This window comes from Bacillus sp. T2.9-1 (assembly GCF_950097965.1).
In the GTDB taxonomy this organism is placed as follows: Bacteria; Bacillota; Bacilli; order Bacillales; family Cytobacillaceae; genus Niallia; species Niallia hominis.
The window spans coordinates 73,697-97,089 of record NZ_CATNHG010000013.1; the positions used below are offsets into that span (position 1 = coordinate 73,697).

Here is a 23,393-nt window from a genome sequence, read left to right on the forward strand (position 1 = left end):
AAACTCTCAGTAGACTTAAGTGGAAATCAACGGGCATACTTCGGGATTATGAGAGAGTGGCATTTCCAAAATCTCCACTAGCAATTTGGCACCAAAACTTCGGCTTGCATTCCAACTTCATAAATTATATACTACTATTAGTACCTAGTCTTAATAGTGCGGTGGTGTTAATAAATGAAGAGAAACAAGCGAGAACGGCAACAGCTGTTAGTGGAGACAATTAAAGAAACACCTTTTATTACAGACGAGGAATTAGCGGAAAAATTCTCTGTTAGTGTACAGACGATAAGATTAGATCGGTTAGAATTATCCATTCCAGAGCTTAGAGAGCGAATTAAAAATGTGGCAAAAAAATCACTGGAAGATGAAGTGAAAGCATTGCCGATTGAAGAAGTAATTGGCGAAATAATCGATATGGAATTAGATCATTCAGCTATATCTATCTTTGAGGTACAACAAGAACATGTCTTTACAAGGAATGGAATAGCAAGGGGACATCATCTCTTTGCACAAGCTAATTCTCTTGCTGTTGCTGTAATAAACGATGAACTTGCACTTACAGCTAAAGCCAATATTCATTTTACAAGATCAGTAAATTTAGGTGAACGAATTATTGCAAAAGCAAAAGTAAGTCATATAGATAGTATAACGGGAAGAACAACGGTAGAAGTTAATAGTTACGTGAACACGGAGCTAGTTTTTAAAGGTGAATTTGATATGTACCGTGCTAAAAAATAAAGGAGCAATCGTTATGATGAAAATTGCAATCGATGCAATGGGCGGAGACAATGCCCCAAAAGAAATAGTAATTGGTGCTCAAAAAGCAATTGAAGCTTTTTCAGATTTAGAAATACTTCTTGTTGGAGATGAAAAGCAAATTCAATCTTTTCTTACCAATAAAGAAAGAATCCATATTTTACATACAGAAGAGCAAATTTTAGCAACAGACGAACCAGTAAGAGCAGTACGCAGAAAAAAAACAGCGAGTATGGTTCTTGGTGCAACAGAAGTAAAGGAAAATAGAGCAGACGCATTTATCTCTGCAGGTAATACAGGTGCGCTAATGGCAACTGGATTATTTGTAGTCGGTAGAATGGAAGGCATAGATCGACCAGCACTTGCTCCAACTTTACCGACTATTGGTGGGGAAGGATTTCTGTTATTAGATGTTGGTGCAAATGTAGACGCCAAACCAGAAAACTTAGTTCAGTATGCAATGATGGGAAGCATCTATTCAGAAAAGGTTAGAGGAATTTCAAAACCAAGAGTTGGCTTATTGAATATTGGTACAGAAGAAAAAAAGGGCAATGAATTAACAAAGAAAACCTTTGACCTTCTCCAAAATACTAATATCCATTTCATCGGAAATATGGAAGCACGTGATTTGCTTGATGGAGTATGTGATGTTGCTGTTACAGACGGATTTACAGGAAATATGATTTTAAAAACAGTAGAAGGTACAGCGATGTCGATGTTTAAAATGATTAAGACAGAGTTAATGAGCAGTTTTACTTCAAAAATGGCTGCAGCTGTATTAAAGCCGAATTTAAAACAAATAAAAAACAAATTGGATTATTCGGAGTATGGGGGAGCTGCTTTATTTGGCTTAAATGCTCCAGTAATCAAAGCACATGGTTCATCTGACAGCCAAGCAATCTTCAGTGCAATCAGACAAACAAGAGAGTTTGTGCAATCTGGTGTAGTAGATCAAATCAAGGATGCGATGGAGCATGAAGCGTAAATTATATAGAAGCAACGTAAACACAGGTCTCGAATAGGAAGAAGAAGGAGAGTAGAAATAAATGGCTAAAATTGCTTTTGTTTTTCCAGGACAAGGCTCCCAAGGAGTGGGAATGGGAAAAGATTTATTTGAACAATTTGAACCGGCAGCAAATTTATTTAAAGTAGCTAATCAAAAATTAAACGTTGATTTATCGCAATTAATTTTTGAAGGACCAAAAGAAGAGCTTACGCTAACGCATAATACACAGCCAGCATTGCTTACAACGAGTATGGCAATATATGAGCATTTCAAACAGTTTCATATAGAAGCTGATTATGTAGCAGGACATAGCTTAGGTGAATATTCTGCGTTAGTGGCAGCAGGGGTGCTGTCTTTTGAAGATGCGGTATATGCAGTTCGTAAGCGCGGCGAATATATGCAAGAAGCAGTTCCAGCAGGTGAAGGTGCGATGGCAGCAGTGCTTGGCTTAGACAGAGAGCAATTGACTGTTGTGACAAGAAAAGTTTCTGATGCTGGTGATTCTGTACAGCTAGCAAACCTTAACTGTCCTGGTCAAATTGTAATCTCAGGTTCCACAAAAGGGGTTGAATTAGCCGGAGAAAAAGCAAAGGAAGCAGGAGCAAAGCGTGCAATTCCACTAGAAGTAAGTGGTCCTTTCCATTCAGCCTTAATGAAGCCAGCGGCGGAAAAATTTGCTGCGGTATTGGATGAATTAACATTAAAAGATGCGGAAATTCCTGTTATCGCCAATGTAACGGCAGAGCCAATTCATGATCAGGAAGAAATAAAAACAAAGCTTGTAGAACAATTGTATTCTTCTGTATTATGGGAGGATTCTGTTCGTAAAATGCTTGATTTAGGAGTAGATACTTTTATTGAAATCGGTCCTGGTAAAGTCCTTTCAGGTTTAATTAAAAAGATTGATCGCAAAGCGAAAGTATATGCTGTTAATGATATCGAAACAAGTAAGAAGGTTGCTGAAGAACTAAAGGGGGATATGTAAGTGAAATTAGCTGGTAAAGTTGCTGTTGTCACTGGAGCATCTCGAGGAATTGGGAGATCCATTGCGATTGAGTTAGCGAAGCAAGGTGCAGACATTGTTGTTAACTATGCAGGAAGTGTCGATCGTGCCAATGAAGTCGTTAAGGAAATTGAAGCTCTAGGCAGAAAAGCAATTAGTATTCAATGTGATGTATCCGATGGTGATTCTGTGAATGCGATGATGAAAGAGGCTTTAGAAGCGTTTGGCAGCATTGATATTTTAGTCAATAATGCGGGGATTACAAGGGATAATTTATTAATGCGTATGAAAGATTCTGAATGGGATGATGTTATTAATACAAATCTTAAAGGTGTTTTCCTTTGTACAAAAGCCGTAACAAGACCAATGATGAAGCAAAGAAAAGGAAGAATTATTAACATTACTTCCATTGTTGGGGTAACAGGGAATCCTGGACAAGCCAATTATGTTGCAGCTAAAGCAGGTGTTATTGGATTTACAAAAACGACTGCCAAAGAGCTTGCACAACGAAATATTACCGTTAATGCAGTTGCACCTGGATTTATAACGACAGATATGACGGATAAGCTAACAGAAGAAGTGAAAAATAGCATGCTTACCCAAATTCCACTCGGTCAATTTGGTCGACCTGAAGATATTGCGAATGCAGTTGTGTTTTTAGCCTCTGAAGACAGCAGCTATATCACTGGCCAAACATTGCATATTGATGGTGGCATGTATATGTAATTTTTCCTTTACTATGGGAAAAACTAGTCGTAAATAATAGGAGAACGCTAGCAGATAAAAGGAACAGCGAAAGTTAAAAAAGTTCTCATTTATTATTTCGTTAAAATACTCTATAATGCATTTGAGGGGAGGTGAAATAAATGGCAGATGTATTAGAGCGTGTAACAAAAATCGTTGTAGATCGTCTTGGCGTAGAAGAATCTGAGGTAACTCTAGAAGCTTCTTTCAAAGATGATTTAGGCGCTGATTCTCTTGATGTAGTTGAACTTGTTATGGAATTAGAAGATGAGTTCGATATGGAAATTTCTGACGACGATGCTGAAAAGATTTCTACAGTTGGTGATGCTGTGAATTACATAAGTAATCGCTAGTCAATGTTTAAAAGCTCCGCTAACCACGGGGCTTTTAATTTTGTATAGTAGATTATCAGCAAAAAACAACTACTGTAGGGTTTTTTACCCCTAAGAATAGATGACAATCTCCGTTTGTTTGATGTATACTAATAACTAAATGCCTATAATATAAAGGTATGTTCAAGTTAAATGGAACAGACTAGTTTTTAGCTGTTCAAACGTATTTTAATAAGCGGATAAAATGGATAAAATAGTTTTTCTTATGTGAAGGGGGTTATTTCCCTAGTGGTAGCCTGATTTCTGTCATAGAAAAGGCTTGGAGAGAAAAAACTTTCCAAGTTTCTTTGCGTTTTTTATCTTTTTTACTTAAACTTGAAATGAATTGTAAACTTAGTGCTAAGGTGGAGGCAAAATGCGAGGCAATCGAAAAGACAAAAGAACCGTTCGACCAAATGAAAAAAAAATGAAGGAACTACAAGATAAAATAGGGATTCATTTTACAGATGAAAAACTATTGAAGCAGGCTTTTACCCATTCATCATATGTGAATGAGCATCGAAGAAAACCACATGAAGACAATGAAAGATTAGAATTTCTTGGTGATGCCGTGTTAGAATTGACGGTTTCTAAATTTCTCTTTAAGAAATTCCCAATGATGAGTGAAGGGGAACTAACCAAATTGCGTGCAGCAATTGTTTGTGAACCATCGCTAGTTTCATTTGCTAATGAACTTTCCTTTGGCAACTATGTGCTATTAGGTAAGGGCGAGGAAATGACTGGGGGAAGAACGAGACCAGCGTTACTTGCAGATGTATTTGAAGCGTTTGTTGGTGCTCTTTACTTAGATCAAGGATTAGATTCAGTGGTAGTATTTTTAGAGGAAGTAATTTTTCCGAAAATTAATAACGGTGCTTTTTCTCATGTGATGGATTTTAAAAGTCAACTGCAAGAATATGTTCAAAGAGATGCTGTTGGTACAATCGAGTATAAAATACTTCTTGAAAAGGGACCAGCTCATAATAGGGAGTTTATTTCCCAAGTGTTTTTAAATAATCGTGAGCTTGGTACTGGTATGGGACGCTCGAAGAAAGAAGCGGAGCAGCAGGCAGCGCAAAAATCATTATTGATGTTAAAGGCGGAAAGTGAAAAATAAAGTGTTTGATATTACGCATAGACGATTAATGCAACTAGAGAAACAAGAAGGAATCGGGGTGAGGGTATGTTCTTAAAACGGTTGGATATTATCGGATTTAAGTCATTTGCAGATCGAATTTCAGTCGATTTTGTGCCTGGTGTAACGGCAGTGGTTGGCCCCAACGGAAGTGGGAAAAGTAATATTACCGATGCAATTCGCTGGGTTCTTGGCGAGCAGTCAGCTAAATCCTTGCGTGGAAGTAAGATGGAGGATGTTATTTTTTCAGGGAGTGACTCACGAAAAGCAGTTAACTTTGCGGAAGTAACATTAACGTTAGAGAATGAGGATCATTTTCTTCCATTGGATTATCATGAAGTAAGTGTAACAAGACGTGTTTATCGTTCAGGAGAAAGTGACTTTTTAATTAATAAACAATCATGTCGCTTAAAAGATATTGTTGATTTATTTATGGATTCTGGACTGGGAAGAGAGGCTTTTTCTATCATTAGTCAAGGGAAAGTCGAGGAAATTTTAAATAGTAAGGCAGAGGATCGCAGGTCTATATTTGAAGAAGCCGCAGGTGTATTAAAATACAAAACACGTAAGAAAAAAGCAGAAGGGAAGCTTGTTGAAACACAAGATAACCTTAATCGTGTAAATGATATATTACACGAATTAGAGAGTCAGGTGGAGCCATTAAAAATTCAAAGCTCCATGGCAAAAGAATATTTGCATCATCGAGAAAATCTTGAATCAATTGAGGTAGCCTTAATGGTTCATGATATTGAAGAGGCACATGAGCGATTTGAAGCAATCTCCAAGCAGCTAGAGGCCTATAAACAAGAAGAGTTAAAGTTATCCTCTTTGCTCCAAAGTAAAGAAGCAAAAATGGAGGAAGGGAAAAACGAGGTAGCAGCTCTTGATGAATCGATTGATGATCTACAGCAAGTACTTCTTTTAGTCAGTGAGGAACTAGAGAAGCTTGAAGGTAGAAAAGAAGTATTAAAAGAAAGAAAAAAGAATGCTACACAAAATCGCGATCAGCTTGAAAAAAGTAAAGTGGAGTTACAGGAAAGAGTAGCAGCACTCGTTTCGCAAAAAGAAACTCAACAAAAGCTTGTTTATGAATTACAAGCAGAATCAAAGGAAATTGAAGACACATTAAAGGTTAACGAGAAAAATCTGGCCCTTTTTAACGAGAATTTAGAAGAGAAAATTGAAATGTTAAAAAGTGACTATATAGACATAGTAAGCAATCAAGCAGCATCTAAAAATGAACTAAATTCGGTTAACCAGCAATTAGAGAATCAGGAAAAGAGAACATCTCAGCTTGATGAGGAAAATGTTAATTATACAAATGAGCGTGTCCGTATTCAGGAAAAAAAGACAAGTATTTCAGCAAAGCTTAAGGAGCTTTCTGACGAACTAGAGAGATGGTCGACAGCTTGGAAAGAAAAACAAAGTCATTTTGCGGGAATAGAGGCAAAAGTTCAACAAGTGGAAAAGTCTCTTTATCAATCCTACCAGTTTGCCCAGCAGGCAAAATCGAGAAAAGAAATGTTGGAGGAATTGGAAGACGATTATTCTGGATTTTTCCAAGGAGTTAAGGAAGTTCTTAAAGCAAGAGGCAAGTCTTTGCACGGCATTAGAGGAGCAGTTGCAGAATTAATGCAAGTGCCAAAGGAATATAGTGTGAGCTTGGAAATTGCTTTAGGTGGTTCGATGCAGCATATTGTTGTGGAAACAGAACAAAATGGTCGCGAGGCAATTGCGTATTTGAAGAAAAACGGTTATGGACGAGCTACTTTTTTACCAATGAATGTTATTAAAGGAAAATCCCTTTCCGATTCGCAACTAAGGCTAATTCAAGGTCATCCTGCGTTTATTGGCATTGCGGCAGATTTGATTAACTATGATAGTCAATATCGCGAAATTATGCGCAGTTTACTTGGAAATGTCGTTATAACCAAGGACTTAAAGGGTGCCAATGAAATGGCGAAAATCCTTCAGTATCGTTCCCGCTTTGTTACATTAGACGGAGAAATTGTTAATCCTGGTGGTTCCATGACAGGGGGAGCAATCAAGCAAAAGCAAGCATCTATCATCACCAGAAAAGGTGAATTGGAAGAGCTGAAGAAAAAGATTTTTGAAATGGACAAAACATCTCTTAAGCTTGAGGAACAGCTGAAAAAGGGAAAAGCGGCATTGCAAACAGAAGAATCAACCATGGAAGAAGCTCGATTAAAAGTCGAGGATCTTCGTTTCCAAATTCAAACATGGAAAGATGATTTAAAAGAAGTTGAATTTGAAGAAAGAGCCATGAATGATAAATTGTCGCTATATGATCGGAATAAGGCAGATTCTAATCAAGAGCAAGAGCTTCTTCTAAAAAGAAGAACGGATTTACAAAAAGAGCTTGAAGAACAGAATAAAAAACTTACTGAATTAGATAAAGAGATTGCCTTATTAACAGAGCAAAAGAATAAACAATCTGTTTCCAAAGAATCGGTAGTAAATGCAATTAGCGACCTAAGGATCCAGTCTGCGGCAAAAAAAGAAAAGCTTAGACATGAGAAAGAGAAGCTTGCGACCATTTTGCAAGAACATCAAGCAACGGAAGAAAAATGGAAGCTTGTCAGTGAAGATCTTCGCTTGCTTTCTTCTGAAATGAGCAATTCGCATTCTGGAGAAGCGACGCTAGAAGAAGCAGCAGAGCAAAAGCTGCATGAAAAGAAAGAAACTATCCAGCTAATCTCTTTGCGTAGAGAGGAAAGATTGCAAAAGCAAATGCGATTAGAAGAGCTGGAGCTTGAAACGAAGGAGCAGCGCAGACTTCACAGAGGTATCGTCCAGGCTTTAAAAGATGAAGAAGTAAAATTGAACCGTGTAGATGTAGAACTAGATACACGATTAACTAATTTACGTGAGGAATACTTATTAACGTATGAAGGAGCAAAGTTAGATTATCCTTTAACGTTAGAAGTAGAGGAAGCGCGTAAAAAGGTGAAGCTTATTAAATTAGCGATGGAAGAGCTCGGCACTGTCAATCTTGGTGCTATTGAGGAATATGAACGAATTTCGGAAAGATATGAGTTTCTTCTGGAGCAGAAAACAGATTTAGAAGAAGCGAAAGATACTCTTTATCAAGTAATTGATGAAATGGATGAAGAAATGAAAAATCGCTTTGAACAAACATTTGAAGGCATAAAAGAGCATTTTGAAACTGTCTTTCAAAGCTTATTTGGTGGAGGAAGTGCAGATTTAGTTTTAACAAATCCAGAAGATCTCTTAAACACAGGAGTAGAGATAGTTGCCCAGCCACCAGGGAAAAAGCTACAGAACTTAAGTCTGTTATCTGGTGGAGAAAGAGCGCTAACTGCTATTGCTTTATTATTCTCGATTCTGAAAGTGAGACCTGTTCCTTTTTGTATCTTGGATGAGGTCGAAGCAGCATTGGATGAAGCAAATGTATTTCGATTTAGTTCGTATTTAAAACGATATAGCCATGAAACCCAATTTATTGTCATTACCCATCGCAAAGGAACAATGGAAGAAGCCGATGTTCTTTATGGGGTAACGATGCAAGAATCTGGCGTATCAAAGCTAGTTTCGGTACGCTTAAGTGAAACGAATGAGTTAGTAGCTAATGCATAATCCTTTTGCAGACACTAATACTTCTAGTTAATAATTTTTAGTTTCCAAGGCCAATTCCTCCTACAGAATAGCTTAGTAATTGGCCTTGTGAAATTTAATCCTAAATCGTTAATAGAAAGAAAACTTACATAACCACGGGGCATATCAATAAACTTTATGAAAAAAAACCTAAATGAAAGAAGGGATAATAATTGAGTTTTTTTAAAAAGTTAAAAGAAAAAATGTCTCAGCAGACGAGTACAGTAACCGAGAAGTTTAAAGAAGGATTATCGAAAACAAGAAATAATTTTTCCGAAAAAGTCAATGATCTCGTTTCTCGTTATCGTAAAGTAGACGAAGATTTCTTTGAAGAGCTGGAAGAAATATTAATTGGCGCAGATGTTGGCTTTGAAACAGTTTTGGAGCTAATTGATGAATTGAAAAATGAAGTCAAGCGAAAAAACATCCAAGATCCAAAAGAAGTCCAGGATGTTATTTCAGAAAAGCTCGTTGCTATTTATCAGAACGGAGAAGAAGAATCTTCTACAATTAATATGCAAGCAGACGGCTTAACGGTGATTCTTTTTGTAGGTGTCAATGGAGTAGGAAAAACAACGACAATCGGTAAGCTTGCCCATAAGTTCAAAGAAGAAGGCAAAAAGGTTTTACTTGCTGCAGGAGATACTTTCCGCGCTGGAGCTATTGAACAATTAGAGGTGTGGGGAGATCGTGTCGGAGTGGACGTCATTAAGCATACTGAAGGCTCTGATCCAGCAGCAGTTATGTTCGATGCAGTACAGGCTGCAAAATCTCGTCAAGCAGATATTCTTCTTTGTGATACAGCTGGAAGATTGCAAAACAAAGTGAATCTAATGAAAGAGCTAGAGAAAGTAAAACGAGTTATTGAGAGAGAGGTTCCAGGTGCTCCCCATGAAGTTCTACTCGTGCTAGATGCGACAACTGGACAAAATGCATTAGTACAGGCGAAAACGTTTAAAGAAACAACAAATGTAAGTGGGATTGTCTTAACTAAATTGGATGGCACAGCTAAAGGTGGTATCGTGCTTGCAATTCGCAACGAGTTGCATATTCCCGTAAAATTTGTTGGTTTAGGAGAAAAAATGGATGATCTCCAAAGCTTTGATCCAGAAAGATATGTATATGGCTTGTTTTCAACATTAGTAGAAGAAAGTGAAGAGTAAAAAGTGAATTTACATAGATGTCGCAAAGGAAACTTTGCGGCATTTATTTATTGGGTGTTTTTTTGATTGTTAAATATTTGCAAAGGCGTAATAAAAATTAGGATAAGTAGAATAATAAAAAGTAGCATATTACTTTATTTTTCGGAGGGAAAACGTATGATTATTCAATGCGTTGTTTTACTTGTTCTTATTGGAGGAATTGCCTTAATGATAAAAGGACATCTTGTAGAACATCATGCCTATGTTCAACTTGGAGACTCCTTACCAGCTAAAAAAATGGAGGAAGCAGACTGGGGAAATCTGCTTACTTTAGAAGAAGAAAATCTATTTCTAAATAGTTTATCAGGCATGCGCATGAAAATAATCGGCGCGCTTTTAATTGCGATTCCAGCAAGTATTCTAATTTTATTTCATATTCATTAGTTTTTGGTTTGGCTGTAAAAAGAGCAAGATTGGCTGATATAATGGCTAGATGACATATAAATTAGATTTTTGTTTGATTATAAGGATGCTTTTGCTATCAATTCGTCCGAAAAGTAACCAAATCAATAACGGATATATACTAAAACTCCTGTTAACTTTCACAAACAGGAGTTTTTGGTTATTCGAAAATACTAATAAATAGTTTCTGGCATATAAAACCTTTCGACCATTTCCTTCGTCTAATAACGAAAGAAGAAAAATTTTACAAAAAATATGTATAAAAAGTATAGTATATTGTAAAATTACATTATGAAATTTTTTCTAATTTGGTGTAGGGTGAAAACTATTACCAATCGTCTATTAAATAGAATGAAAAAATAAAAAATGGGGGAAACACAGTTTGCGAAAAGTCAAAAAAGTTTTAATCATCTGCTTTATTTTATTTTTGGCCACCACTTTTATTGTGAAAGAAGCAAATGCAGCAAGTACATCCGGCATAAAAATTACAACAGAAGCTGGCTTGGATGGCAAAGTAATGGATGGCAAAGGATTTATGCTAAAGGTCACGATTGAGAATAAAGAGAAGGATTTCAAAGGTGACTTACTTATTCCTTATTCTCCTAGTTATGATATCGGTGGACAAACATTAGTACCTGTCGACATACCAGCAAACAGCAAGAAAACGTATACCGTAACAATACCAGGGATTTCTTCGGATTCTAACTATACTAGTAATAAAATGAAATTATATCGAGATAGCTGGCAAAAAGGCGAGGAAGTAAGTTTTACTGGTGTTAAAGAACTAAGGCTTACCTTAATTTCAGATCAGACTTTAGGCATTCTTACCGATCAGTATGACAAATTTAAAAATTTGCGAAAGCTTTCAAGCAGTTCCATTTTTACGACAGAGCTACTTAAAGAAGATATACCAGATCAAGCATTAGGCCTTGAAACGCTAAGCTATTTAATGGTCGATCAATTCTCATTAACAGAATTATCAGAAGAACAGCAACTGGCGATTAAGAAATGGATAGAAAAAGGAGGAATCTTAATTACCGGTGCAACGACAAATGGAAAGCAAGCATATGGCAATTTAGAATCACTAATGCCATTGGCTTTTGGAAATGAGGAAGAGATTCCATTGTCTGGAATTGATACAAAAACGAAAGAACAGGAAAAGATAACTGCTTTTCGGTCTTCTCTAACAGACAGTTCTGACGCCATAACGATACATAATGAGCATCCACTGGTTGCGAAAAAAAATCTTGGGGAAGGGAAAATTATTCAAACCTCTTTTTCACTTAGTGATTCTACCTTACTGAATTGGCAAGACTTTAATAGTTGGATGGAAAATCTATTGCAAACAGAGAATACACGGATAACGGCAAATTACCAATATAGTGGGAATCCTTTAAGTAATCTGTACTATCAATTTGTCGAATCAAATGAGTATTTTAAAAGCTCTACGATTACAACTGGTCTTTTATTAATAATACTGGCAGGTTATTTATTAGTTATTGTGCCAATATTGTATTTTATACTAAGAAAATACGATAAAAGAGAGCATGCTTGGTGGATTATTCCGTGTTTTTCGATTCTTTTATCATTAGGAATGTTTATTACTGGGGCAAAAGATAAAATAAAAAATCCGCAGTTGAATGAAATGGGTATCTACCAATATAGCAATAATTATTTATCTGGCTACCAAGCAACAACCCTTTTATCGAATAAATCCGGTGATTTTGCTTTAACCTTTGATCAAGATACATATACTCCTTTTCCTTATTTAGGATATGGAGAGCTGCAAGTTAAGGCTATTAAAAATGAAAAAGTGAAAAGTAGTGAAATCATTTTTCCAGAAGTAGAATATTGGTCTAGCCGTACCATGTATGGAAAAACCTCTATGCCAATGGAAGGTGGATTTAGCCATGATTTTGCTGTAACAGAAAAAGATATTTCAGGAACGATAACGAATCTGTATCCATTTGATTTTTCAAAAGTCTTTATCTGGTCAGGTAATGAAAAAATCGAGCTAGGTTCTATTAAATCTGGTGAAACAAAAAATGTTCAAGTCACACATAGCAATAAATACTTTTCTAGACCAAGTGGAAATGGCTATGGTTATTATATTTACGATTATAATGGCCATGATTTAAAGGAGTTTAGAGAATTAGTGGCGGAAAGCATGGTATTAAGTACGGATTACTACTTTAATAACATATCTACTGGAGATTCGATGTTAGTTGCGATTACGAATGAAGATATCGTGAATGTTGGGATTGCTAGCGAAAAGGAAACGAAAAATAGCACTAATTTAATCATGGAGCCGATTATTTTAACCAATCATTTTCCAGGAGCATTTACGATAAATGAAGGAAATATGGAACAAAAATTAACCGTTATCGAAGGAGCCATTTATAGTGAGAACTACCAAAATAATGATATTTCATTAGAGGATGGCGAGTATTTATATACACTTCAAATTCCTAAATCGTATGATATAAAATCGCTATCGTTTGATTCATTAACTGTTCAGCCAAATGGTAATCCAGGTGTCACATACAATATTTATAATAAAGAAACAGATTCTTATGAAAAAATAACTAGCCTTTTTAAAGTAGATGAAGATAAAGTTTCTGCTTATCTAGATGAAAATAAAATAATCAATATGAAGGTAGTAAAAGCAACGAATGGAGATCCATATATTCAGCTGCCGTCTGTTAAGATTAAAGGAGAGATAAAAGAATGATAGAAATTAAAGGTCTTTCCAAGAAGTATGGAAAGTTTACAGCACTTGAACCGCTAGAACTTCAGATTGAAGAAGGATGTGTGTTTGGGTTTGTTGGTCAAAATGGGGCAGGTAAATCGACGACATTTTCCATTCTTGCTACTTTATTAGCACCTACCTCTGGCACGGCAACTATTAATGGAGCGGATATCATTAAGCAGCCGAAAGAGGTAAGAAAACAATTAGGGTATATGCCTGATTTCTTTGGTGTTTATGATCAGCTAAAAGCAGAAGAATATTTAGATTTCTATGGCGCTAGCTATGGGATTCCGGCAGCAAAAAGAGAAAAATTAATCCCACAATTATTAGAGTTAGTAAATCTTTCTCATAAGCGAAAGGATTATGTGGATCTTTTGTCGAGAGGAATGAAACAAAGACTTTGTCTTGCTAGAAGCTTAATTCATGATCCGGCTGTTCTAATTCTAGATGAACCTGCTTCTGGCTTGGACCCTCGAGCCAGAATTGAAATGCGGGAGATTTTAAAAGAACTAAAAAATATGGGGAAAACCATTCTTATTTCTTCACATATCTTGCCAGAGCTAGCAGAAATGTGTGATGTTATTGGAATTTTGGATCAAGGGAAACTAGTCGCACAAGGGACGGTATCAGCAATTCAGCAGCAATTGCAAAGTGAAAAAATGATTAGTGTAAAAACACTGGATATGCCAAAAACGATTGCATTTTTAGAAGAAAACCCACGAATTACAAAATTGGAAGTCTTGGAGAATGCTAAAACGATTCAATTCCAGTTTAAAGGCGGAGATGAGGAACAGTTGAGCCTTTTAAAAACAGCAGTTAATATGGAGATTCCGATCATTAGCTTCGCCGAAATGGAAAGTAATTTAGAGGATGTATTTATGGAAATTACAAAGGAGGTTGAATTCTCTTGAAAACCTACTTCATGAATCCTGTATTAAATAAAGAATTAAAGTTACGCTTTCGTTCAGGGAAAACATTTCTTGGAATCCTGTTTTATCTCCTTGCCCTCTCCTTGCTGATGGTTGCTTTTATGTTTGTACTAAGAACAACGAGCCCAGTTGGTTTTTTCAAACCGCAGGAAAGTCGTATGATGTTCATGTTTTTGGCGTTCTTTCAATTAGGTTTAGTGTTATTTATTACTCCAGGGCTTACTGGTGGAGTAATTAGTAGTGAGCGAGAAAGGCAAACATTAAGCATTTTGTTAACGACAACGCAAAGCAGTTTTACGATTATTATTGGAAAATTACTTTCTTCTGTTGCATATTTGGTTTTATTAATCCTTGCGAGTCTACCAATATATAGCTTTGTATTTCTATATGGTGGTATCTCCCCGACACAGCTAGTGCAAGTGTTTTTCTTTAGCTTATTTACAATCTTAGTTATTGGTAGCTTTGGTGTTTTATTTTCGACGCTGATTCGCAAAACGATTGTCAGCATGGTTACAACCTACAGTGTTACCCTATTTATTGTCGGTGGAACGGTCGTTATATCGCTCATTCTATTTCAAATGGCAGATATCTATTCTAGTTCTGTACCCAAAAAAGTACCTTCCGTCTATTTTAGCGCGATGTTTAATCCTGGTATTGTGCTAGCAGATATATTTGAACCAACCGTTTCTGATCAAATAAAGGAATGGACCGGGATAAAATTTCCTATATGGGCGGCACATGTCATTAGTTATTGTGTAGTTATTGCCCTTTCATTGACAATTAGCGTCCGTAAATTGCGAGCGAATATGACAAAAGGGAAGTAGATAATCGTATGGAAAACCACCAACAATATAAGGAATTAGTGAAACCAGTAAGAACGTCTCTAGCAAAAGAAATGATCGCAAAAGAGTTCTGTTTTTTACTTGCGGTTTTAGGAGGAGTATTTCTCCTTCTTTCTGTTATTGCCTATTTTTTTGTGCTTCCGTTTTTATCATCCATTCTTTTTCTAACAGCTTGTATCGGTGTCATTCTTTTTCTATTTCGATTATGGAGAAAATGGCCAACTGAGAAACAGGCTGTAAAACTATATAATCAGTTCGTTTCAGATGATTATGCAACGACTGCCTATGCCTATTTACAGAGTAATGGCGCTGTAGAACAGTTAGTTGTAAAACAGGCGATATCGGAAATGGAACAGAAGCAATTAGTTGTATTAAAACGGAAGAAAAGCTATCTCTCCCCGAAATTTGTTTTTTCAGGAGTTGCTTCTCTTGTTATTTGTGTCCTGTTGCAGCTTTTCCCATCCATTAACATGGAAGCAGCGAAGGAAAAAGAGAATGAGATAAAAACAATGGCTAAAGCGGAAAGAGAATTAGAAAAAGCAATAAAAAGAGAAACAAATCAACAAGTAAAAAAAGAACTTAAACAGGTTCAAAAGGAATTAGAGAAGAAGGATACGGTCGAAAAAACCTTTGCGGAATTGGAAAAACAAGCGAAAGAGCTACAGCTAAAAAAAAGAAAGCTTCAAGAGAAAAGCAATGAGCGACAAAAAGCGGAAGCAAAGCTGAATGAAGCTGGCTTTAAGTCTCTTTCTGAAGCCATTTCAGAGAAGGATCAAGAATTAGTCAAGAAGGAATTACAAAAAGCAAACGAGCAATATGATCAGTTAACAGAAAAACAAAGAGATGCCCTAAATCAATTGACTGGTGGAAATAAGCAGTTAACAGAAGAACAGTTACAGCAGCTATTAGACCAGATGGATGATTTATTAAATAATGAGAAGCTTCTTGAGCAATTGGAATCTGTACAGACTGAACTAGCTCAATTAGAAAATCTACTTAAAAATGAAAGTCTTGCAAATGGAATAACGGTACCTAATTCTAGCACAGTTGCTGATGGATCAAGTAATAATGGTGCGAATTCACCAGAAAATGCAAATGCTAATGGCCAACAAGGGCAGAAGGACAATGACGGCTCCACTAATGGAAATGATGGTAGCGACGGCTCAGGGAATGGGGATGGTTCAGGAACAGGGTCGGGCTCAGGATCAGGAAATGGATCAGGCTCCGGGAATGGTAGTGGATCTGGAGGAGGAAATGGCTCTGGAGCAGGATTTGGGGGCGGAAGCAGAGAGTTATTAACTGTCCCAGAAAAAGTAGATGGCAAAGATAATATTGAAGTGGATTCAGGTGAATTAGGGAATGGAAAGAAAGGTCAGGTGACAGAAGGGGAAGGTCCAGTTCTGAAAGGGAGTGTTCGTCCATATGAACAGGTATTTTCAGAATATGAAGATTCTTATAGGGAAAGTACATCAAGATATACATTACCACATGACTTGGAAAATATTGTGAAGAATTATTTTACCGATATAAAACCAAATGAAAAGTAGGGGAAAAGATGGAAAAAGAACCAGTAGAACAAGATTTTATCCAAGCAGAGTCTTTACTTAAAAAGGTGAAAGAAGAGATTGGCAAGTTTATTGTCGGACAAGAAAAAATCACTGATGAGGTACTTTGGAGTATGCTAGCAGGCGGACATGTACTTTTAGAAGGACTTCCTGGTCTTGGAAAAACGATGATGATTCGAACAATTTCGGAAGTAATGAACCTTACCTTTGCACGTATTCAGTTTACGCCAGATTTAATGCCTGCAGATATTACTGGTACGATGGTGCTACAGCCTGATGAGAAAGGCAAACAGCAATTTGATTTTCATGAGGGACCTTTATTCAAGCATATTGTCCTTGCTGACGAAATCAACCGAGCAACACCGAAAACGCAAAGTGCTTTATTAGAAGCAATGGGAGAAAAAACGGTCACCATTATGGGAGAAACGAAAAGATTAGAAGCGCCATTTTTTGTATTAGCAACTCAAAATCCTCTCGATATGGAAGGAACATATCCATTACCTGAGGCCCAATTGGATCGGTTTTTATGTAAATTACATGTAACTTATCCTTCAAAAGAGGAATTAAAAGCAATTATTAAGCGGACTACAGGAACAGACTCAACCACTTTGAATCAAGTTGCCACTGTAGAGAATATTATTCATTTGCAAAGTCTTGTTAAACAAATTCTTGTGGCTGATGATATTTTAGACATTGCAGTAAATATTGTTTCTGCTACTCATCCAGGCTCAGAGGATGTGACAGAAATAGGAAACAAGTATATTCAGGCAGGCAGTGGACCAAGGGGGCTACAGTCTTTAGTAACGATGGCAAAAGCTAGAGCGTTAGCGTCTGGAAGATTGCATATTTCTATTGCCGATTTGCGATATGTGGCAGTGCCTGTTCTTAGACATCGAATTTTGCTTAATTTTGAAGGGGAGATTGCGGGGGTTACTCCAGATCAGATCATCGAAGATATTTTGGAAAAAACATTACGTATTGAAGCAGGGAAGGGTCGATGAAGAACTATCATTCCTTATTAGCAAGAATGAATCGAAAAAGCCTGCAAGTTTCGATGAAGGGTACAGGAATGCAAAATGGCAGAAGAAAATCTCATATCCATGGCACTTCCCTGGATTTTGCTGATTATAGAATCTATCATCCTGGTGATGATATCCGCCAAATTGATTGGAATGTCTATGGTCGCACGAATAAGCCATATATTAAAAGATTTCAAGATGAAAAAGAGATTTCTGTTAGTATACTCCTTGATGCTACTTCTTCGATGAAACAAGTCCCTTCTAAATGGGAGTTAGCAAGAGAACTAGCAGCAAGCTTAGCTTATATTACACTGTCTCATGAGGATCGATTGAGTTTTGCTGCTGTTTCAACAAAGCTTTCCTTTCATCGCAAAGGATCGGTTCATAATAAAAGAACCTTTTACGAAATTGTCGATATGAAGGAGCAGACAATAAATGAAAGCTTCACACAATCATTAATTAGCTCTTTATCAGAGCCGTCACAAATGATTGTTTTGATAACTGATGGTTTAGAAGCATTGTCGCTTTTTGAGGAAAGTTTTAAACGGCTAAAATTTCGAAATCAACCTATATGGCTGATTCAATTACTAAGTGAGACGGAAATAAATCCGCATCTTTCTGGCGATATACAATTAGTTGATAGTGAAAATGGAAAAATGGTAGATGTAAGTCTTAATAATTCGATTAAAATGCTTTATAAAAAAAGACTAACACAGCATAATCAGGAGCTAGAAATTCTTTGTGCCACACATGGAATCCGTTATTGTCAAATCAGCGATAAATTAGATATACAAACAATCATTTTACGTGAACTAGCATTTACTGGATTGGTTCAATAATTCTTATTCATTTCGAGCCAAAAGGAGAGAAAAAATGCATTTAGCAAATCCATACTACTTTTTGCTGCTATTTTTAATTGGATTATTTATCCTATTATATTTTTTTCGGAAGAAATATACTAAACAAATCATCCCTTCCAATTTACTTTGGGAGGAAGTTCTTAAGGAAATGAAGGCATCCTCATGGTTACATAAATGGCAAAATAACGTCTTATTCTGGCTGCAGCTTATTTGCTTGCTTTTGCTGATGTTAGCACTTGTAGGGCCATATTTTGCTAAAGAGGCGATTAAAGGGGAACAAATCATTTTTATGTTTGATACATCGGCTTCGATGGCCGCAAAGGAAAATGCCTCTAATAGATTAGAAGAAAGCAAAGCTGCTGCGTTAGAAATGATGGAACGTATTCAGCAAAACCAATCTGTCACGGTTCTCGAGGTAAATGATCATCCTAAAATACTTCTACATGATGAGTCAGACCGATATAAAGTAAGTGCAGCGATTAAAGACATAGAGCTTTCCTATACCCATGAAGACTGGCAAAGTGCCACAGAACTAACCGCAAGCCTAGCAAAAGAGGGAAAAACGGCTATTCATATTTTTTCTGACGGAGTAGAGAAGGAAAGGATACAGAGTATTAATTCCTTCTACGTAGAAGTACATAATCAAGAACAGGAAAAGCCAGATAATATTTCGATTTTATCTTTTGGTGTATCAAAAAATGGTGATGGAGTAGCAGGGATTGCTATGGTGGAAAATCAATCAGATTCCCTTAAGACAATACCTTTTCAAGTTGAAAGCGAAAAAACAGTGCTTTATCAGCAAGAGATTGAGCTACAGCCAAAAGAAAGAAAAATAATCGCAATAAACGATTTACCCAAGAAATCTTATTACAATGCCAAACTTACTGCTACAGATGATTATGTAATCGATAATAGGCAAACCGCTGTATTTAATAGACAGATTACAACTATGTATACAGATAAGGAAATGAATCCTTTTTTGGTAAAGGGGTTTGAGGCGATTGGTCTTCGTGTCATCCAAATGGAGGATAAAACAGAATTTTTAACGAAACAGGACAGTATTTTCCTATTATCTGGTTCTACGCTACCTGAAAATATTGGGGCTCCGTTTGTATTCTTTTTTACGGATGGAAAAAAAGAAGAATTACAAACAGAGATAGAACAAAGTGAAGATGAATTATTATTACATGTAGATATGAAGGATGTTTTTATCGCAAGTGCTATAAAGCAAACGATGGAAAGTATGAAACCGATTGTTAAAAGTGGAGAGCTGCCGTTGATTCAAAAAGGGGAAGTAAATAATCAGCCAGCCATATTCATTCAATTTGATTTAAAAGATAGTGATTGGCCATTACACCCAAGTTTTCCGATTCTTTTATACAATATGTATCAATGGCTTTCCTCACAATCCAATTATGTTGGAGATTTTCAGCCTTTAGAATCAAGAACCATTTCATTAACAAATCAAGAATCCGATTGGGATATATATAATGAAAATGACCAATTAGTAGACTCCTTTTCGATGGAAGATGGCTTCCAGGCACCGAAGCTACCAGGTGTTTATCAGCTTACAAATGATTCTGAGCTCCTTTATTTTTCTGTGAATTTAGATGACCGAGAGAAGACCATTGAATCGCAAAAGTCGTTTATATTAAACGAGACCCAACTAAAGGAAAATCAGGTTACAAAAACGGAAAGTGATTGGCTATGGTATGTTTTATGTTTACTTGTTCTTATCATTTTATGTCTGGAATGGGAGGTTTATCGCCGTGCAAATAGAGTTTAAATACCCATTCATTCTATTACTATTCCTTCCTGTTGCTTTTCTTCTTTACCGATATTGGAAGCAGATGAAGCTGATGACAAATAGAAAGGAAAGTCAGGTTATACTCTTTTTAAGAACATGTATTTTTTCCCTATTAATCATTGCGCTTGCTATTCCTCAAATAGTTTTGCCGCAAAAAGAAACACAAGTTGTATTTCTAATGGATCGAAGTGCAAGTGTACAAGATTCAGGAGACCAGCAACTCGAATGGCTGGAAAAAAGCGTGCAAAATAAGAACGAAAAAGATGAATATAGTGTTCTTTCCTTTGGAGAGAAAGCAACCATTGAACAAATGATGGGAAAAGAAGGTCTCCGTTTTCCAAAATGGAATGAGGAGACAGGAAAAGATCATACGAATATTGAAGGGGCCATTAATCTTGCCAGTAGTGTTTTTCCGAATAATAGTGGTGGAAGAATTATTCTATTTACGGACGGAAACGAGACGATGGGGAATCTCACCGAAGCTGCGAAGTTATTAAAAAATCGCTCTATCGAATTAGATACTGTTTTGCTCCAATCGCATTCTTATGAAGATACTGCCGTTAGTGAAATAGAAGTGCCTTCCACTTTATATGAAGGGGAACAAGCGTCGGTTTCTGTAACGATTGAGAGTAATATTGCAAAGAGTGGATTGCTTCATTTTTATGAGAATAATAATAAAATTGTTTCCAAGTCAATTGAAATAAAAGAAGGAACAAATGTTATCCCAATCCAGTTTCCAGTGGAACAGGCTGGATTAGTAACCTATAAAGCGGAACTAGAATTGACGAATGATGCTTACGCTGAAAATAACAAGCTGCAGGTCGTGAATATGGTTAAAACGATTCCGCAAATTCTCTTGGTTCAAAATGATTCAAATAAAGCGCTCGTACAAATCATGGAAGGAGCAGGGTATAAAGTAGAGGTACGTTCATCGATTCAGCTGCCAACCGTACTTTCTGGCTATTTGAATTATCAGTCGATTATTTTTAATAATATTGCTGCAACAGATATTACGGAAAATCAAATGAGTCTTATCGAAAAAAGTGTCAAAGACTTTGGTGTCGGTTTTCTCATGACAGGTGGGGAAGATAGCTTCGGGCTAGGGGGATATTTTCAAACACCTATAGAGAAACTTCTCCCAGTAGATATGGACATCAAAGGAAAAAAAGAAATGCCTTCAATGGCGTTAATGATTGTTTTAGATCGATCTGGAAGTATGGATGGGCAAAAGTTTTCGTTAGCGAAAGAAGCGGCAGCAAGATCGGTTGAATTGCTTCAAGAGACAGATACGTTAGGGTTTATTGCTTTTGATGATAAACCATGGGTGATAGTGGAGCCTAAGCCTTTGAAAAATAAAGAAGAAGTAGTAAATAAAATTCGTTCTGTTCCAGTTGGTGGAGGAACTGAAATATATGGGTCATTAGTGGAAGCTTATGATCAAATCAGTGATTTAGATGTAAAAAGAAAACATATCATTTTACTCACCGATGGACAATCTGCGACGAATAATGATTACGAAGAGCTAATTAATGAAGGCAGTAAGAAAAATGTTACGATGTCAACGGTAGCTTTAGGCGCAGATGCGGACCGAAATTTGTTGGAGGAATTAGCAAAGCTTGGGGCAGGGCGTTTTTATGATGTACAGGATTCAACGGTTATTCCTTCCATTTTATCAAGAGAAACTGTTATGGCGACAAGAACCTATATTGAAGACAATCCATTTTATCCTAATATTAAATCTGGCTATGGATGGGATACGTTGTTTAGTCAAGGAATTCCCCAGATGAAAGCCTATATCGCAACAACACCCAAAGCAGAAAGCACCGTTCCGATTGAAAGCACAAAGGAAGATCCGATATTAGCAGAATGGCAATACGGTTTAGGTAAGACGATAGCTTTCACTTCTGACGTAAATGGTGCATGGAACGGGGATTGGGCTCGCTGGAACCAATGGAGCAGCTTTTTTACAAAAGTGGTCGCGAATACTTTGCCACAGTACGATTCAGAAGCGTATTCTTTATCTGTCGAAAAAGAGCAGGATCGAACCTATTTATCCGTTTCAGCAGATAAATTATCAATGCTCCCGATTGAAACAACCATTATTTCAGAAAGAGGAGAAGTAGTTGAAGGAAATACAAAAATGATTGCCCCTGGAAAATATGAGGTGGATGTTGACAATGATCCTGGTCTTTATTTTATTCATGTCAAACAGACGGATGAGGATGGAAATGTCACTGTTTACCAATCAGGCTTTACCATCCCTTATTCTGATGAATATTTAATTACCGGAGCCAATGAAGAAAAGGTAAACGAGCTTCTGGCAATAACTGACGGCTCTCAGCTAGAAAAAGAATCACAAGCATTTCGACCGCTAAAGAATCCAGTTAAACAAAAGCAGGAGATTACAGAAGTTTTGCTGTTCATTAGTTTCCTGCTTCTATTGATAGAAATTGCCATTAGAAGATTAGGATTACCAGTTAAATTCCTTGCTGTGTTTGAAAAAAAAGAAGGTGTTAAACGGCAAAAGACCTTTAAGCAAAAGATCAGCTCAGCACCTAGAGAGACACCAGTATCTATAGGGAAAGAGGCACAGCTGGATTCTAATAGAGAAACAAATAAAAAACAAGCAAAACCACCGAAAAAGACGAAGAAGCTAAATACAAAGGAAGAGAACGAAAACCATTTGGATCAATTATTAGAGATGAAGCGGAAGAAAAAACGATGAGATAGGTTGGTATGATACGAACTGCGGGTAAACTTTAAAAGTTATCTGCAGTTTTTTATGGAAGCAGCGGTTTAGGTTATAAACTGGTTTATAAGTAACAGAGGAGCGTTCTTTGAGCCCGAAAGTAAGGAAAAGAAGAGGAGAAGGTAACATAGAAACCTTATAAAAGCCCATTTGTATTTATTAAAAACAAACTAGGGAAGAGACAACATTAAATTGTCACATTTTTAAAAGTATCTCAGTCAGCCCCCCTACTAGTTTGTACAACGATAACCAGGCGCTTCCGCTTTTCAATTAGTCCAGCTCCGGGTGCCCAGGGGCTGATGGGCTTCACGATGCTACCCTACGATAAGTCAACATCAGTTCACTGCCGTTCACTGTGTTTCCTATATCTCAGGAATCATCGCTCCACCCCACACGCCCCTAAACGGGCCCCCTCCGCTTTTCAATTAGTCTAGCTCCAGCGCCTTTCGTTTAGCAAACTTCCAGGTGCCTTCCCTACGATAAGTCAACATCGGTTCACTGCCGTTCACTGTGTTTCCTATATCTCAGGAATCATCGCTCCACCCCACACGCCCCTAAACGGGCCCCCTCCGCTTTTCAATTAGTCCAGCTCCGGGTGCCCAGGGGCTGATGGGCTTC

Annotated in this window: 17 protein-coding genes; all 17 read left to right on the forward strand. The window is 36.9% G+C overall.

The annotated features are described in order from the left end of the window. The first annotated feature begins 174 nt into the window (after positions 1–174). Positions 175–738 (forward strand): transcription factor FapR, encoded by a 564-nt coding sequence (fapR, locus tag QQZ16_RS02080; protein WP_031534407.1) that lies wholly within the window; start codon positions 175–177, stop codon positions 736–738. A 16-nt stretch (positions 739–754) separates the two neighbouring features. Then, positions 755–1,741, forward strand: a complete 987-nt coding sequence (plsX, locus tag QQZ16_RS02085) for a phosphate acyltransferase PlsX (protein ID WP_031534409.1) — start codon at positions 755–757, stop codon at positions 1,739–1,741. A 61-nt stretch (positions 1,742–1,802) separates the two neighbouring features. Continuing rightward, a complete protein-coding gene (gene fabD, locus QQZ16_RS02090; protein WP_031534411.1) occupies positions 1,803–2,747 on the forward strand; it encodes an ACP S-malonyltransferase in 945 nt (314 codons plus the stop codon). After that, the gene (fabG, locus tag QQZ16_RS02095) at positions 2,748–3,491 is read left to right on the forward strand and encodes a 3-oxoacyl-[acyl-carrier-protein] reductase (RefSeq protein ID WP_031534413.1); all 744 of its coding nucleotides are present in this window, start codon (positions 2,748–2,750) and stop codon (positions 3,489–3,491) included. A gap of 140 nt (positions 3,492–3,631) precedes the next feature. Further along, complete coding sequence (locus QQZ16_RS02100) at positions 3,632–3,862, forward strand: acyl carrier protein (RefSeq protein WP_016201082.1); 231 nt, start codon at positions 3,632–3,634, stop codon at positions 3,860–3,862. A gap of 394 nt (positions 3,863–4,256) precedes the next feature. Then, on the forward strand, positions 4,257–4,997 hold the full coding sequence (gene rnc, locus QQZ16_RS02105) for a ribonuclease III (protein ID WP_031534414.1): 741 nt from the start codon (positions 4,257–4,259) through the stop codon (positions 4,995–4,997). 66 nt (positions 4,998–5,063) lie between these two features. Further along, the gene (gene smc, locus QQZ16_RS02110) at positions 5,064–8,633 is read left to right on the forward strand and encodes a chromosome segregation protein SMC (protein ID WP_284561035.1); all 3,570 of its coding nucleotides are present in this window, start codon (positions 5,064–5,066) and stop codon (positions 8,631–8,633) included. A gap of 191 nt (positions 8,634–8,824) precedes the next feature. Then, on the forward strand, positions 8,825–9,814 hold the full coding sequence (ftsY, locus tag QQZ16_RS02115) for a signal recognition particle-docking protein FtsY (protein WP_031534418.1): 990 nt from the start codon (positions 8,825–8,827) through the stop codon (positions 9,812–9,814). Positions 9,815–9,970: 156 nt separating this feature from the next. Next, positions 9,971–10,237 carry a hypothetical protein gene (locus QQZ16_RS02120; protein ID WP_031534420.1) on the forward strand — a complete coding sequence of 89 codons (267 nt, stop codon included), beginning with the start codon at positions 9,971–9,973 and terminating at the stop codon, positions 10,235–10,237. Between the two features lie 400 nt (positions 10,238–10,637). After that, positions 10,638–12,986, forward strand: coding sequence for a hypothetical protein (locus tag QQZ16_RS02125; RefSeq protein ID WP_284561036.1), 2,349 nt, complete (start codon positions 10,638–10,640; stop codon positions 12,984–12,986). After that, the gene (locus tag QQZ16_RS02130; protein ID WP_031534423.1) at positions 12,983–13,915 is read left to right on the forward strand and encodes an ABC transporter ATP-binding protein; all 933 of its coding nucleotides are present in this window, start codon (positions 12,983–12,985) and stop codon (positions 13,913–13,915) included. The genes QQZ16_RS02125 and QQZ16_RS02130 overlap by 4 nt, the downstream gene beginning before the upstream one ends. Further along, entirely contained in the window at positions 13,912–14,757 is an 846-nt protein-coding gene (locus QQZ16_RS02135; protein ID WP_031534424.1) for an ABC transporter permease, read from the forward strand. The genes QQZ16_RS02130 and QQZ16_RS02135 overlap by 4 nt, the downstream gene beginning before the upstream one ends. Positions 14,758–14,765: 8 nt before the next feature. Further along, entirely contained in the window at positions 14,766–16,322 is a 1,557-nt protein-coding gene (locus QQZ16_RS02140; RefSeq protein ID WP_048719120.1) for an AAA family ATPase, read from the forward strand. Positions 16,323–16,330: 8 nt separating this feature from the next. Beyond that, positions 16,331–17,341 carry an AAA family ATPase gene (locus QQZ16_RS02145; RefSeq protein ID WP_284561037.1) on the forward strand — a complete coding sequence of 337 codons (1,011 nt, stop codon included), beginning with the start codon at positions 16,331–16,333 and terminating at the stop codon, positions 17,339–17,341. Further along, positions 17,338–18,198, forward strand: a complete 861-nt coding sequence (locus QQZ16_RS02150; RefSeq protein ID WP_284561038.1) for a DUF58 domain-containing protein — start codon at positions 17,338–17,340, stop codon at positions 18,196–18,198. Before QQZ16_RS02145 ends, QQZ16_RS02150 begins: the two co-directional genes overlap by 4 nt. A gap of 34 nt (positions 18,199–18,232) precedes the next feature. Beyond that, positions 18,233–20,005: a BatA domain-containing protein gene (locus QQZ16_RS02155; protein ID WP_284561039.1), complete on the forward strand. Its 1,773-nt coding sequence runs from the start codon at positions 18,233–18,235 to the stop codon at positions 20,003–20,005. Further along, the gene (locus QQZ16_RS02160) at positions 19,989–22,751 is read left to right on the forward strand and encodes a VWA domain-containing protein (RefSeq protein ID WP_284561040.1); all 2,763 of its coding nucleotides are present in this window, start codon (positions 19,989–19,991) and stop codon (positions 22,749–22,751) included. Before QQZ16_RS02155 ends, QQZ16_RS02160 begins: the two co-directional genes overlap by 17 nt. Positions 22,752–23,393: the final 642 nt, after the last annotated feature.

Coding starts and splice junctions, on each gene's coding strand:
- fapR (WP_031534407.1), top strand. CDS start 175: ATGAAGAGAAACAAGCGAGAACGGCAACAGCTGTTAGTGGAGACAATT.
- plsX (WP_031534409.1), top strand. CDS start 755: ATGAAAATTGCAATCGATGCAATGGGCGGAGACAATGCCCCAAAAGAA.
- fabD (WP_031534411.1), top strand. CDS start 1,803: ATGGCTAAAATTGCTTTTGTTTTTCCAGGACAAGGCTCCCAAGGAGTG.
- QQZ16_RS02100 (WP_016201082.1), top strand. CDS start 3,632: ATGGCAGATGTATTAGAGCGTGTAACAAAAATCGTTGTAGATCGTCTT.
- rnc (WP_031534414.1), top strand. CDS start 4,257: ATGCGAGGCAATCGAAAAGACAAAAGAACCGTTCGACCAAATGAAAAA.
- smc (WP_284561035.1), top strand. CDS start 5,064: ATGTTCTTAAAACGGTTGGATATTATCGGATTTAAGTCATTTGCAGAT.
- QQZ16_RS02120 (WP_031534420.1), top strand. CDS start 9,971: ATGATTATTCAATGCGTTGTTTTACTTGTTCTTATTGGAGGAATTGCC.
- QQZ16_RS02130 (WP_031534423.1), top strand. CDS start 12,983: ATGATAGAAATTAAAGGTCTTTCCAAGAAGTATGGAAAGTTTACAGCA.
- QQZ16_RS02140 (WP_048719120.1), top strand. CDS start 14,766: ATGGAAAACCACCAACAATATAAGGAATTAGTGAAACCAGTAAGAACG.
- QQZ16_RS02145 (WP_284561037.1), top strand. CDS start 16,331: ATGGAAAAAGAACCAGTAGAACAAGATTTTATCCAAGCAGAGTCTTTA.
- QQZ16_RS02150 (WP_284561038.1), top strand. CDS start 17,338: ATGAAGAACTATCATTCCTTATTAGCAAGAATGAATCGAAAAAGCCTG.
- QQZ16_RS02155 (WP_284561039.1), top strand. CDS start 18,233: ATGCATTTAGCAAATCCATACTACTTTTTGCTGCTATTTTTAATTGGA.